Source organism: Calothrix sp. FACHB-168 (assembly GCF_963889195.1).
Classification (GTDB): Bacteria; Cyanobacteriota; Cyanobacteriia; order Cyanobacteriales; family Nostocaceae; genus Aulosira; species Aulosira anomala_A.
On sequence record NZ_CAWPNJ010000048.1, the window covers coordinates 1 to 14,463 of the forward strand.

The window sequence follows — 14,463 nt, forward strand, 5'->3', positions numbered from 1 at the left end:
ATTTATCCCAAAGCACTGGGTCCATCATTACTTTGCAATCTTGTGTTTCTACAAATATGGAAGCATGACCAATCATTTGAATTTTCATTTTGCACCTCTATATTTATTATTTGTGTTGTTGAGCAAAACTTGCATCTGTCAGTGAATTAGCTTATTACTAAGCCATTTGGCGAGCCATTAATTGAGCAAATAGTCCTTCAACTGAAGCGAGTTCCTGAAAACTTCCTTGCTGTACAATTCTTCCTGCTTGTAATACATAGATGCGATGAGCATTGCGAATTGTGCTGAGTCGGTGAGCAATAACTATTCTTGTCACCTGCATTTTGTCTAAGCTTTCACTGACAATTGCTTGAGTTCTGTTATCGAGTGCGCTAGTAGCTTCATCAAACAGCAGAATGCGAGGTTTTAATACTAAAGCGCGAGCTATGAGTAAGCGTTGGCGTTGTCCTCCAGAAAGATTACCACCTCCTTCACTCACTACGGTGTGCATTTCCATCGGCATAGCAGCTACATCATCAGCGAAGCCGGACATTTTAGCGGCTTCCCAAGCTTCATCAAAGGTAATATTTGCACCACCAGCGATATTTTCAAAAATAGAGCCTGCATTCAAACGGCCGTTTTGTAAGACGACACCCAACTGTCGGCGGACTGCTTCGACATCCAAACCAGATAAGTCCTGACCATCGTAGTAAATGCTGCCACTTTGTGGAGTTTCAAACCCAAGTAATAGTCGAAAGATTGTTGATTTACCGCTTCCAGAACCTCCAACGAGGGCAATAAATTCTCCTGGTTGTGCAGAGATACTTACATCATCCAAGATTAATGCCCCATCTGGACGATAGCGAAACATGACATGGTCTACAACAATTTTGCCTACTAATTTTCCTGGGTCAGCTTTGCTTAAATCTACTTCGGGGACAGCTTGTAAAATGGGTTTAGTACGTTGCCAGTGGGGAGTAATTTGGACAATTTCAGTAACGACATTACTGAGATTGGTAGTACCGCCAACAAATTGATCAAAAGCCGTGTTGAAGGCTAAGAATGTACCTATGGTAATAGCCATAGTGCCTGAAGTCTGAGCCGTTTTAAACTGGTTGATAGTTAACCAAAACAGGACTCCAGAGGTAAATATGGGCATTACTGTATTAAAAAGAACTACAGCATCTTCTACTTGTTGTGTACTGAGAGTCAGCTTGAGTTGACGAGTATAGTTTTTACTCCAAGAAGCAAAGGCGCGTTCTTCGGCTCCTGCAATATGTAGTTTAGAAATGCCATTAATGATTTGTACTGTTTGTCCGAAAATATTGCCCTGTAATTCTAGTAAAGGATGCACTTTACCAACGAGGAGGATACCAGAAAGGATGGTGACTGCGCTGGTAATCACAGCAACAGCAACCGCAAGTAAGGCTAACTGAAAGTTGTAGTTAAATAATTGCCCTAAATAAAATAATGCAAAGAAACTGGTAATCAGTTTGATAATTGTATTTGCACTGAGTTGACGACTGATTTCACCGACAGATGAGGCTCTTGAATGTAGATCCCCTGTTGTATACTTGCGGAAAAAAGATACTGGTAGGTTCATCAGTCGATCCCACACAGCTACCTCCGTAGCTGTGGCGGCGGTGGTTTCAATACGTAAAAGTGCAAAATTCTGAGTTATTTGGAATAATACTGTACCTAATGATGCAACCAATAGCCCCATTCCGACTTGGAGTAACAAACCGCGATCGCTATCGGGAATGGCGTTATCCATAATAATAGCAGTGGCCTGGGGTGTGAGCATCCCTAACAGCGTCACAGCCACCCCTGTAAGTACAGTCAGGAAAACATCTAGTTTCCGTCCTTTCAGGGCAAACAAAATCACATTGTAGGTGTTAAGTACCTGATCGGGGAAGGAACGATAAAACATATAGGCGACAGGTGCAAGTGTCATCGCTATAGCTTCATCTACCTTGGTACGGGTATGGTTAACGGGATCAAATAATTCATAGCTAGTAGTAGAAACTGGTAATAAAGCTACCGGGCGATTATCTACCTCTGTATAAGCAACTAAAGCCCCACAATCCTTTTCCCACCAGTTGTCTCTTAATAAAACTCGGCGCATCCGAATCCGAGAGGCGCGGACAATAGCTTCTAAAGGTTCTTTGACTCGTTTGAGATTCTCGGAACGGGCGGGAGGCGAAATTTTTACTCCGATCGCTTTCCCAACCGCCCCAGCCGCCACTAACAAGGGTGTACCTTCTAGGAAAAAGTCGCCATCTTGAGGATTGATAGTTGATGCTAACTCTTCTAACGCTTGATAAGTTACTTGACGATTCAGATGCAGGCGATCGCGCAATCGCATCATTTCTGCTTCTGCTTCTTGTCGGTCGAAAAACTCTACACATTGCAGTAATTGAATGTGCATTGCCGACAAAGCAGCTAAGAGTTGGTCAGCATTCAAAAATTCACGGGTTTTCAGGGTGGTGAGTTGAACCTCCGCCACAACTTCTAACCACATTTTGTCAGTCAGGGGAAAATAACCCATTGCAGGTGTCAGGGTTAATTCTGACAAACCTAATAAGTGAACAACCCCTTGCTGAATCTTTACCCAACAGATAGTCCCGGCTTCCCCTTGGAAAGTTTGACCATCCAACAGAGAAAACCGCGTTTCTCCTTGAGATACCACCTCAATGGCTGGGAGAGTTACCCCAGATAACACACTACTAAGTTCCCACAGCCAAGATTCTACCCAGTCAAATGCTCTACTATCACCATGAGCAACTAATTCGGGAAAACATTCTGGATGTAGTTGCAGTAATTCTACCTCTCCAATCGGCACAGCTAAAATTTGCTGTTGACCGTTCATGGCTTTAGTACCGAATAGGGCTTGTCCCTGAGAGAAACTAAATAAATAACGGCGAGTTCCTGCAATAACACCATCTTGAAGTGCGATCGCAAATAAGGCCATAGAGCCAGATTGAATTACCCAAACTCTAGCAGGATCATCCAATAGTATCGGCTCATTGCCTTGCAATATATAGGTTTGACCATGTATGGCAAATTGATCGACTCTTTTTTGCTGCATCTTTATTCCTCCTCCAAGGCTTCCCCTTCTGTGCGAATTAACCGTGAGTACACACCTTCTGTCTGCCACAATTGCTGATGAGTACCTCGTTGCACTACCTTGCCTCGTTCTAGGACGATGATTTCATCGCAGTCTCGAATCGTACTTAATCGGTGTGCCACAATAATGCAAGTGCATCCCCGTCGCCGCAGATTTTCGTCAATAATGCGCTCTGTCTCCGCATCTAAGGCACTGGTGGCTTCATCCATAATCAGGATTGAGGGATTATTTACCAAAGCACGGGCAATTTCTAGGCGTTGGCGTTGACCACCGCTTAAATTAGCCGCACCTTCCATCAGTTCGGCATCATATCCACTATTGAGAGCCAAAATCACATCATCAATGGCAGCATCTTGACAAGCTCGTTTTAAGTTTTTATCGGATATAGTATTATCCCAAAGCGTTAAATTATCCCTAACTGTGCCACCAAATAATAAAATATCCTGTTCTACCATTGCCACAGAATTAGTTAATAATTGGTGGGGAATTTCTTCTTTTGGTTGTTCGTCAAACAGAATTTCTCCAGCCCAAGGTTGGTAAAGTCCACTGACGAGTTTGGCAATGGTAGACTTACCAGAACCACTGCCACCGACTAAAGCCACTCTTTGTCCTGGTTTGAGAGAAAGATTAAAATTTTCGATTAAAGGTGGTTCTAGGCGACTATAGCCAAATGTGAGGTTGCGTAATTCTACATATCCTTGCAATCTGGGTGAGGCTGAAAAATAAGATAATGGTTCGATAACTTGAGAAGGGGCTGGGGGCTGGGGGCTGGGGGCTGGGGGAAATAAAGAGAGAAACCTAAGTAAGTTCCACTTTGGTAACACCCTTTGTGGGTGAAAGCTCCCTTGCTCCCTTGCTCCCTGCTCCCCTGCTTCTTCATGAGCTAAGTTTCTTTGGGCGATCGCTTTATCAGTCGGGTTATCTAAAACATCATCTAAGCGAACCAAATTGCCTTCTAATTCTTGTAGGGTACTGCCAAAATTCAATAGGCTGGCGACTGGTGCTTGAAAACTGCCTACTAAGCCTTGAAAAGCTACCAGCATCCCAATGCTCAGATGTCCATCCATGACTCGCAAACCACCAATCACTAATAATAACAAGCTAGAAATAGCGTCTAAGAGTGTAGGTAGAATAGAAAATAATTGGTTGGTGACATCCATTTGTTGTTGGCTATTGATGGCCTTGGTGTAATAGCCTGACCAGCGAGAAAAGAAATCTGATTCTAAGCCTGATGCTTTCAGGGTTTCGATGCCTTGGAGAGCTGCTATGGAAACACCTTCAGCCTTGCCAAAATCTAGCATTAATTTTTGGTTGAGGTCTACCCGTTGACGAGAGACTAAGCGCAAGGTGAAAATGTTGGCGATCGCTAAACTGATGACAATCAAAGTTAATAGCCAATCATATTGCAACATAATCAAGGCATAGAAAACCACCATCACAGCATCAATAATTGTGGTGGTCAACTGTCCCGAAAGCACGTTAGCCACTTGGTCATTAAGACTCATCCGACTGGTAATTTCTCCGGCAAAACGTTGGGCATAAAACCCTACTGGTAGGCGCAACAAATGCCAGAGAAACCGGCTAGACATTCCCACGGACAATTTAATTTTTAAACGACGTAAATATTGCAGGCGCAGTAATGTGAGAAAGCCTTGCAGAACAGCAGCCACAGCCATTCCCAAAAGCAAGGGATTAAGCCAATCTAATCTTTGTTCTACAAGAATTTCATCGACAAATATTTGGCTAAATACGGGTACAGCCATCCCCACCAAAGTTAAGAAAAATCCTGCCATTAAGCAGTAAAGTAAGGCACTGGTTGAACTCTGTAGCCTCTCCCACAAAGACCCAATCATACTGGGTTTACGTCCACCCTTTTGGAACTCACTTCCTGGTTCCATTACCAAGACTACACCCGTATAACCTTCGTCAAATTCTTGCAAAGATACAGTACGGGGGCCTGTAGCGGGGTCATTCAGATACACTCTCTGGTTGCGAAATCCTTCTACTACCAAAAAGTGATTAAAGTCCCAAAAGATAATATAAGGAGGACTGAGGTCTGGGAGTTTATCTAGTTCTTTTCTTAAACCCTTAGCCTCCAAACCATAATTTCTGGCAGCTTTCAACACATTTGATGCTTTACTACCATCGCGGGAAACACCACACTCCCGCCGCAATTCTGGCAATGGTACAATCCGACCAAAGTAACCTAAGATAATTCCTAAAGCCGCAGCACCACATTCAACTGCTTCCATTTGCAAAAGAGTTGGTGTTTTTACCCGCTTGCTTCTTTGAGGCAGTAGTTTCTGTAGATACTGCCGAAAATTCGTAGGTAAACCTATAGTTGGGTTAGTAGATGCCACTGAACGACCTCAAAATAGGTAATACAAACGTAATGGGAGCGCGTTCTTCGACCTGAACACGCACAATAGTAGTAGTTCCAGAAGAAATCTTCATTTGTGGCCCTTTAGATGAAGACCATTTATAGCCACTGAAGGTTTGAGCATCATTTTGGATTTCAGAAAATACTTGGAGAAATCCTTCATTTTTTTGTGATACTAAACCTTCAACTACTTCGGAATTACCTACTTCATTAATTGCCGCTTCTTTGGTGGTGGGGAAATTAGAAATATTAATCACCTTCCCGACAATGCCGCCAAATCTTTCTCGCTTCACCGTTTCAGGAGTGATTTGAATTGGCATTCCTGATTGGATCTTTTTACCTTCTGCTACTGAAAAATAAGCTAAACTTACTAACTTACTATCAGGATTTTCTACTTCTATATTTGCTAAACGAGTACCAGCATTAATTACTTGTCCCTGCGCCACTGTGGTTTCTAAAACTCGTCCGTTATATTGGCTAATAATTTTGCTATTATCACCTACTTGTAGTTGCAACTTAGCTATTTCTCGTTTAACTTCTTGAATTTCTTTTTTGCGATTATTAGTATTTTCTAGGTCTTGTTGCGCTTGAGAAGCTTGCTCACTATCTAGTTTCTTTAATTGGGCTTGTAAATCGGAAATAGTTGATATATTTTCACTATATTCTTTTTGTTTTTGAGTCTCTGTGACATCAAGTGCTTTCAATTGAGTTTCCAGGTCAGAAATCCTTTGTAAATTTTCTAGATATTCCTGTTCTGCTTGCAAAGCTTCATCGGCTGAAAATACTCCTTCTTGTTTAAATAAATTTTGGCGAATCTCCATTCTGCGCCGAAAAACTGGACTTAAGGCTTGAAAGCGTTGAAGACTTTGTTTTAAACTTTTACGCTGCTGTTCAAGAGAGCTATTATCTCTAGTTTTGAGAATAGGTGTAAGGGTTTGAAGTTCCTGAATGCGTTGTTGTAGATATTGACGTTGTTGTTGAATTGACTGTGTGTCTTGTGCTAAACGTTGTTTAAATATGGAGTTAGCTGCTTGGTCTTGTGATTCTAGTTGTGCTAGTTTAGCTTTTTGTTGTTCGAGTTGCTGACGCAGATCAGATTGATCAATGATTGCTAATACCTGTCCTTTTTTAATCGAGTCACCAACTTTGAAGTTGACATTTGTTAATTGTCCTGAATTTTTTGATTGTAGAGGTACTACTTTACGCGGATAAATTAATACTCCTCGCCCTTCAATTGTGATGGGAATACGTCCATAAATACTCCAAACAATAGCTACTCCCACCAAAGAGCTTAAAGCTACCAGAGGTAGCCAACTTTTGGGGCTGACTACCTGCATGAGTTGGTCTAATCTTTCAGGAGAAGATAGACGCTCCACAGATTCTTGGCGAAATATGCGACGCTTCTGCTCTAACATTGGTATTTGTGTTAATCGATAGATTTGGAACTAAAAATTATGATGTATTTTTTTAATGAAAAGACAGAATTTAGTTGGTATAGACCCAAGAATATAAAAAAGTCTTGCCTGATCAAATGCACAATATTTAGATAGAACTCGCTATTTTAGTGAAGTCTTAGGAAAATAGACCTTACTGAATCAGAGAATGAAATTTGATGTGCTGACACTTCAAACTCTTTATCCTCTCTGCGTCTCTGTCTTGAAAAGTTCAGAGCGCCGCAAGCCGGCGCTCCGACTTTTCGCTGCATAACAAATGGGTAACAGAAAAAACTCAGTTACCCATATTGCAATGACTTTTTTGAGTAGTTCAATCAAATAAGCTACTGAATTCAGCAATATCTAACATTTTTTTAGTTTTCAGTAGTAATCTTGCGAATACTTCGGGATTTTGCCAAGCAGAACGAGGTAATAAGGGAGACTCTACTAGGGTTTCTGATGGTGAAACTATGGGAGTTAATAAGTTAACTGGAGTAGTATTCATCTGAATAAAGCAAAACGCTGTGGGTGTTCTTGCCAACTATCTGACCACTGAATCGACTCAGGCGTAAAATGTAGAGGATCATTCTCTGGCCAAGGCGCATCTAGAGACTCTTCAATCAAAGCAAATTCACCGTTATCAAAGGGTATTCCTGCGGCTTTGACTTTTAAATAAAATCTTTCCCGTAGCCCGCGCTTGGCCATTTCCAATGCGCGATGGTGACAGTAAGGATTATTACCGCGTTTATCGAAGAAAACGTGTGCTGTCCAATTACAGCCACCCCGACAGAGTTCTGCATACTGACAACTTTTGCAGAAACCCCACAGATGAGCTGTACCTTGGGGAGTGTCTGCGCCTAGATTAAAGCGTAACTGTTCTGATGTGGCAATGATTTCTCTAAGGGAGCGATCGCGGATATTTCCACCAGTATAAGCTGCTGTGGGTAATGAGGGACAGCCTTTGATTGCCCCGTCAGCTTCTAACCCAATTGAATTTAACCCAGCACTACAACCTTGCCAAAACGAATATGATGGATCTTCGCTAAAGTCAGCACGCAAAAGTCGTTCATAAGGGCCATAATAACCAATGTTATTCCCTGTTGCTAGTTGAACTTTACCTTCACGACGGGCGCGTTGAGCAACCCTAGCCAACATAGGATAAAGTGCTAACAACTCATACGGTTGCAGTAATATCTCTGCGTTGTCTGCTGCATTACCCATCGGTACAGTCAACTGAATTTGCCAAGATACCGCCCCTAAATCCCGGATATGCTCATAAATCAGTGGAAATTCGGGAGCAGAAAGGCGGTTAATTTGAGTGTTACAACCAAAGGGAATACCCTCTTCTCTTAAAAAACCCATTGTGCGTGCGCCTGACTCCCAAGAGCCTTTGCGACCACGCAGACGGTCATGGGTGGCTTGTAAACCATCGGTAGATACGGAAACAAAAGCAATATCCGCCGCTTTCATTTTTTTGACCATCTCACGGGAAATACTATAGCCACCAGTAGTCATGGTGCAGAGCATACCAACTTGGCTAATAGCGGCGGCAATTTCCAACCAATCAGCACGCATAAAGGCTTCTCCGCCAATCAGCGTCACCTCTTTGATTCCTACTTCTGCTAATTGTCGCACTAAATCTAGAGCTTCTGCCGTTGAGAGTTCTTTTACGCGCTCTTCTCCTGCTCTTGAACCACAATGACTACAAGCAAGATTACATTTAAGAGTAATTTCCCATACAGCGTAAGTAATACGCCGATATGCTTCGTATTCTTCGTGCAAATCTGGCATCGAACTCCTGAAATATCAATGCAAAATTAAGATTTTCCAGCCTATTTTCTAGCAGGACTTAAAGATTTACTTTTGATTTAAGTCCTACTAATTGATTATTTACTATTTACGTGGTCTCCAATAATTTCTGGGTGGTATGCCAACGCCATAAAGAGGGCGAACGACACCTGGACTTGCAAAGCGAATTCCACCACTAACTTGTAACAGTTCTGCTTCACTCAATTCAGCGTTTTCTGGTTGAGCATTTTGAGCTAAGACTGTATTAAATTCTTCTGAACTAAAATCATAACCAGCAGCTTGAATAATTTCCAGACGATTTTCAGGACTAGCTGCATTCTCTACTTGATCGAGAAAAGCATCATCTGTTTTCATTCTCGAATAAAAAGCTTGAGCATCTTTAATAGACATAATAATCTCCTTGTACACTTGTGTTAGAGGTTTTTGATGCTAACAATAAATTTGTTTATGACAATATTTATTGCTGGCTTATGTGATTATTTAAATGCTAATAAGGGCAGAAATCAATATAGAATTATTATTTCTCACTAGCTTATTTTTATATTTTGCTTGTATGTGATTTCAAATTGTGTAATTTATTGGAGGAGAAAATATGAGGTAATAGGATTTAAGAATATACTGGCATCTTAAGCTTTTGTTTACAAATCAGATCTAGAGCCAATTTCCTACTAAGACAAAACTTGACCAAAAATAAGGACGATTATCTTTTTTTAACAAAGCTAATTGAGCCTGCTGAAGTGCTTTAGCTCTGCTTCTTCCTTTTTTTAATTCTTGATAAAAATAATTCATGATTTCACTAGTGGAAAAATCATCTATTGACCATAAACTTGCTAATGCGCTTTCTGCTCCTGTTCTGACAGTTATTCCTGCTAATCCTAAAGTGGCTTGTCTATCGCCTGTAGCAGTTTCGCACGAACTTAGAACTAGCAACTCAATAGGATTAGAGCCGTTGAAACTAGTTGGTTGTAATATGTCAACTAAATCTTCTATCTTAAGTAGTTTATCCCAAGTGAGAATAAAGGTTTGATCAGGGTTAGAACTAAATTGACTGTGAGTTGCTAGATGAACCACAGAAAAATCAGATGATTGCAGTTTTATTTCTATGTTGATTTTTGTGAATTTATTATTGAAAAGACTTTCGCTTTGTGGGATTTCTGTCTGAATATTATCTAATTCTTTCTTAACATTAGTCAGGGGAGAAAATTCTTGCCCAGCAATAGAACGTTTTTCACTGACTCCTGCTGCTAAAACTTTCATAGGGGAACTGCGTAGAGGTTTAGCATCAAAAAGTTGTAAAGTAGGTGCTATGGCGATCGCATACTTTTCGATGAGGTATTTTTGTTGTTCTCTATCATATAAAACTGACATAGGAATACTACGCAGATTTCCATCTAAGACAAAGACTAAAGTTTCTATGTTATTAGACTCTAAATCTATTTCTATAGGACGAATTAACCAATCATAGACTTGTTGGGATAAAATTTTAACTTGGAAGCTTCTAGTTACATTAGACAAATATTGTTGTAATTTAATTATATTTGTTTCTACATTTTCTTGTGATATGGAAGTTTCATAATAACGCAGTTCTTTTTGTTGGGGCAATTTCAGAATAATTGCTAATTTACTTTCTAGAAGAATAGGATAAATGATAGCTGCTTTTACATCGCTTTTTTCGATAATTTGATCAATTTCAATTCGAGGCTTTAAACAAGGCTCTTGTAAAAAGTTTTCTATTTCGGCTAACTGCAAAGACTCTATTGTATTTCGGGCTTGCTTCAGATTATTATTTGCATTTAAATCAGCAGATTCCTGATTTAATAAGAGTAGATAAACTAGTTGACGATAAACTGGTTCAACCTTTTCCCGAAAAGAAAACTGTAGCTGGGAGTTCATCGCAGCCAGATCCAGACGCAGAGATTGCAAAGTATCAATAGCTGCATTATAAGCGGCGATCGCCTCTTTAATATTCCCCTGGGCTTTGAGAATATGTCCTAGTTGCCATTGCCACTGGTAGGCCATATCATTAGCCGAGATGGCTTGCGCCTGCAAAAGTGCCTTTTGCGTCAAAACTAAGGCTTCTGAGTATTGCTGGTTCTGTGCATAAAGCCAAGCCAGATATCCAACAGCATAGGATTCAGCACGTTGATTACCCAGGGTTTTTGCTTGTTGCCAAGCTATTGTCAACTGTCGGGCAATATCTTTCACATCAACAGGCTTGCTAGGGGAATATTGGTTAACACAAATGAGACTTTGAGCAAAATTAATGTGGTTAAAAACTGTATTTTGATCAACAGGTAATTCTTTTAGCTGTGACTCAATTTTGGGAATTAAATTTTGTGCTGTTGTTAGCTGATTGATTCTAATTAATAAACTCAAGTGATTTAATTTCGCTTGCACGGAAATTTGACTAGATATGGATTTATCTCCTGCTTGCTGATACAGCAAATTAGCTTGCTGATAAAATGCAATTTCTTCACTATTTGTGGCTTGCTCTCCACAACTTAAAGGACTAGAGTTTTGTTTATTGATTGTGCCTGTTTGAATCTGTATTCTTTCCCCTAATGTTCTTTGAGCATTACCCAGACTCAACAAGGTCACACTTTCCATTGTGGGTGATGATAGCTCTTGAGCAACTTGTAAACTGATGTTTAAAACTTTTATAGACAAATCTGGACGGTTCAGTTTTTGCAATACATCTCCCAAACTCTGCAAACCATTAGCCATAATGAGGGATTTTTTTTGGTTTGCCAAATTTTGTAACCATGAATTGTTTTGTGAAACGTTACGCTCTTGGACTAATTTTCGGCAATCTGGCTGGTTGATGTCAAAAGCTTGTAATATTTGATTGCAAGCTTTGAGATCCATTCCATTAGCTTGTAGGGCTTCAGCGACATTAATTAAATTTTGGAATTCACCTTCCTGATTACCTAATTTTTTGTAAGCATGAGCAGCCTGTTGCCAAATATTGACGGCTGCATCAAATTGACCAGATTCGTAAAGATTTTTTCCTTCCACTTCCAGTTTTTGGGCATCTATTAGAGGTGTTTTGGCAATTGTTGAATTAGGTAATAAACCAGAAAAAATTACAGATAAAATAATACCTAAACAGACAAATATAATTGCTTTTAGTCGCTGAGATAATCTGTATTGCCAATTAGTTTTTCTAGGAAGCATGACATTTACTATAGTTAGTTTTAAGTGTAGAAGTTTGAACAGTAGGACTAACACTCAAAATTATCTGCCCTTGGTCATTTAAACTCCAAGTATTAGCCTCTAATGTCGGAGTAAGCAGGAGAGGTTGATTTGATTGAGTTGTAGTGAGAGGATTTGTAGAAATTGCGATCGCCGGCACACGCAAAGCATTATTAGGCTGTGGTGGTATACCTCCTCGTCCTGTAATGATAAATTGGCTTGGGGAATGCCTGTTAGCCACGGTTGATGCTGCACACCCTTGAGTAATCAGCCTGCTAGCATCAACTACATTTGTAGGTAAAGCGACTAACTCATTGCTGATATCTGCATTTTGAGTATCGATGATGATTTCACCGTTGAGTTGGGGGTTTTGTTGGGAAAAAGCAGTGATATCACCCAATTGAGTCAGACTGTCACTCTTTTCTATCCCAAAGATTCCCTGTGTGTTAATTCTGATTAAACCACCTTTACCTGCAAAGGCATTGGCGGTAATATCGCTATTTTCCCTGGGAACAGCGACTAAAAATTTGGTGTTGATGTCAATATTGCCACCATTTCCGCCTGTGGCTTGTTGTCCTGCGGTGGTGGAAATTCTGCTATTATCTCTGAGTAGCAGTAAATCTCGTACCCGCAATTGAACATTACCACCTTCGCTGCTGAATGTATCTGCTAATAACCGCGATCGCCCTTGCAGAGTTAAATAATTAGCTGTAATTTTTAAATCCCCTACATTAGCTTGTCCATTTTTTCTGGGAGCAGTATTAGCAACAGACACACTAGCACCATTAGTTAATGTTATCTGATGAGTATTAATTACAATTGACCCAGAATTACCTGTTGCAATTGGTGGCAGTCCTAAAATAGCTTGTAGAAAATCAGGCGGAGTCACAATATCAGAGCTAATTCGGCTATTGAGAAATGTTGTACTGACAGGACTAAAATCGAAAGTACCAGAATTAACAATTTCAACAGATTCTTTGGCATTAATTGTAATGTCACCTGCATTACCACTAGAATATCCACTAGAGAGAATTGCACCGCCGTTTTTAAGTTGAAGGATGGGGGTATTAACAAGAATTTGTCCTCCGTTACCCTCTCCAAAAGAGTTGGAAACAATTGCACTATTGGAAATTACTGCATTAGAATTACCCTCAATATTAATTAGCTTGGTGGCATTGATAATCAGATGAGTGGCATTTCCTTTACCCAATGTGGAATTTGTAATCTGTGCGCCATCTCTAATGTCTAAAATATTAGTTGATACCGTCAATTTTCCCGATGAGCCGATGTTAAAAGTTGCCGTTGTAATTGCACTCAAATCAGCAGCATCAACAGCAGAATTGCCCCTAATACCGATAAAATCATTAGCTTGAATATTAATATCCCCACTATCTGCTGCACTAAAGGTTTGGGCAACAATAGTACCTCCATCACGCAGTAACAAACGAGGTACGGAAATGTTAATATTTCCTCCTCTACCATTACCTAATGATTGAGTAGCAATGCGGCTAGAAACTGCTGTATTTGTACCACTGATCACTAATGATTGAGTGCCAATGACTTGTATATCCCCACTGGTTTGTTCACCCAGGGATTGTCCCACAATGATTGAGCCGTCTTGTAAAGTGATATTTCTACCCCTTAACTGGACTGTACCTGACTTGATCCCACTAACATCTACTAGTGCCGCAGATTGGAGTTGAATATCTCCCAATTCGGTCTTAGGTGTTCTATTAATAGTTGAGAATTCATTTCCTTGTCCCAGAATCAATTCACCATTACTCAAAGCTGTTAAATCAACTTGGCCAGAATCAGCAATGAGTAAACCACCATCAAGGCTGATGTTTCTTGCTACTAAAGCTAAGGTACGTCCAGGAGCAACCTGTAAACCTGTATGTTTTGCTGCACTTCTGTTGAGTAAAGATAAACCTAATCTGGTGATATTGTGTCCCGAACCTTGCACATGAATTTCTCCTGAATTAGCTTCAAGTTGCAATCCAATTGGTATGCTAATTTTGAGAAGAGATGCAGTAGATTTTTCTGTACTAAATTGCGAACCGTCGGCAAATTTTACACTAGATGCTGTCGAAGCAATAAAAGAACCATTAATATTAATCTGTGCATTACTTCCGAAAATAATACCACTAGGATTAATGAAGAAAAAATTGACTGGATTGTTGTGATTGATAGTCTGAATCAAGCCGTCTATATGGGAAATACTACCACCAGTCACCCGACTGAAAATTGTTGAGACATTGGGTGTATTTCCTAAATCAAAGGTAGCAGATCCACCTGTGGGAATAGAAAACTGACTTAAACTGTGGAATAAATTGTTATTGACTACAGTGCCATTTTTAATGATGAAATCTTGAGCATTGGCAGAATTGACAGTTGTGTTGAGTGTACCATCAGAAACTACCTGTGCTTTAGCGCAGCTAGACCAGAAAAGCATTATTTCTAAGATCAGCAGCAACCTATTTACTGAACCTAACAAAATCAAGCTTGATTTCATCACTCAATCGCCATGTTATTTAATAGGGATA

At 40.2% G+C, this 14,463-nt stretch carries 8 protein-coding genes; all 8 read right to left on the bottom strand.

The features are described 5' to 3' along the window. Nucleotides 1–157 precede the first annotated feature (157 nt). The 8 genes from AACW45_RS26535 to AACW45_RS26570 all read right to left on the bottom strand — a co-directional run bounded on the left by AACW45_RS26535 (nt 158) and on the right by AACW45_RS26570 (nt 14,432). Entirely contained in the window at nt 158–3,067 is a 2,910-nt protein-coding gene (locus AACW45_RS26535) for an NHLP bacteriocin export ABC transporter permease/ATPase subunit (RefSeq protein ID WP_190635929.1), read from the bottom strand. 2 nt (nt 3,068–3,069) lie between these two features. Then, complete coding sequence (locus AACW45_RS26540) at nt 3,070–5,466, bottom strand: NHLP family bacteriocin export ABC transporter peptidase/permease/ATPase subunit (RefSeq protein ID WP_190635931.1); 2,397 nt, start codon at nt 5,464–5,466, stop codon at nt 3,070–3,072. Beyond that, nucleotides 5,453–6,901, bottom strand: a complete 1,449-nt coding sequence (locus tag AACW45_RS26545; RefSeq protein WP_190635932.1) for an NHLP bacteriocin system secretion protein — start codon at nt 6,899–6,901, stop codon at nt 5,453–5,455. Before AACW45_RS26545 ends, AACW45_RS26540 begins: the two co-directional genes overlap by 14 nt. A 349-nt stretch (nt 6,902–7,250) precedes the next feature. Next, nucleotides 7,251–7,424, bottom strand: coding sequence for a hypothetical protein (locus AACW45_RS26550; RefSeq protein ID WP_190636021.1), 174 nt, complete (start codon nt 7,422–7,424; stop codon nt 7,251–7,253). Continuing rightward, nucleotides 7,421–8,710 carry a nif11-class peptide radical SAM maturase 3 gene (locus tag AACW45_RS26555; RefSeq protein ID WP_190635934.1) on the bottom strand — a complete coding sequence of 430 codons (1,290 nt, stop codon included), beginning with the start codon at nt 8,708–8,710 and terminating at the stop codon, nt 7,421–7,423. Before AACW45_RS26555 ends, AACW45_RS26550 begins: the two co-directional genes overlap by 4 nt. Nucleotides 8,711–8,812: 102 nt before the next feature. Continuing rightward, nucleotides 8,813–9,118: a Nif11-like leader peptide family natural product precursor gene (locus AACW45_RS26560; RefSeq protein ID WP_190635937.1), complete on the bottom strand. Its 306-nt coding sequence runs from the start codon at nt 9,116–9,118 to the stop codon at nt 8,813–8,815. Between the two features lie 261 nt (nt 9,119–9,379). After that, the gene (locus AACW45_RS26565; RefSeq protein ID WP_190635939.1) at nt 9,380–11,902 is read right to left on the bottom strand and encodes a CHAT domain-containing protein; all 2,523 of its coding nucleotides are present in this window, start codon (nt 11,900–11,902) and stop codon (nt 9,380–9,382) included. Beyond that, nucleotides 11,892–14,432, bottom strand: coding sequence for a two-partner secretion domain-containing protein (locus AACW45_RS26570; protein WP_190635941.1), 2,541 nt, complete (start codon nt 14,430–14,432; stop codon nt 11,892–11,894). The genes AACW45_RS26565 and AACW45_RS26570 overlap by 11 nt, the downstream gene beginning before the upstream one ends. Nucleotides 14,433–14,463 lie beyond the last annotated feature (31 nt).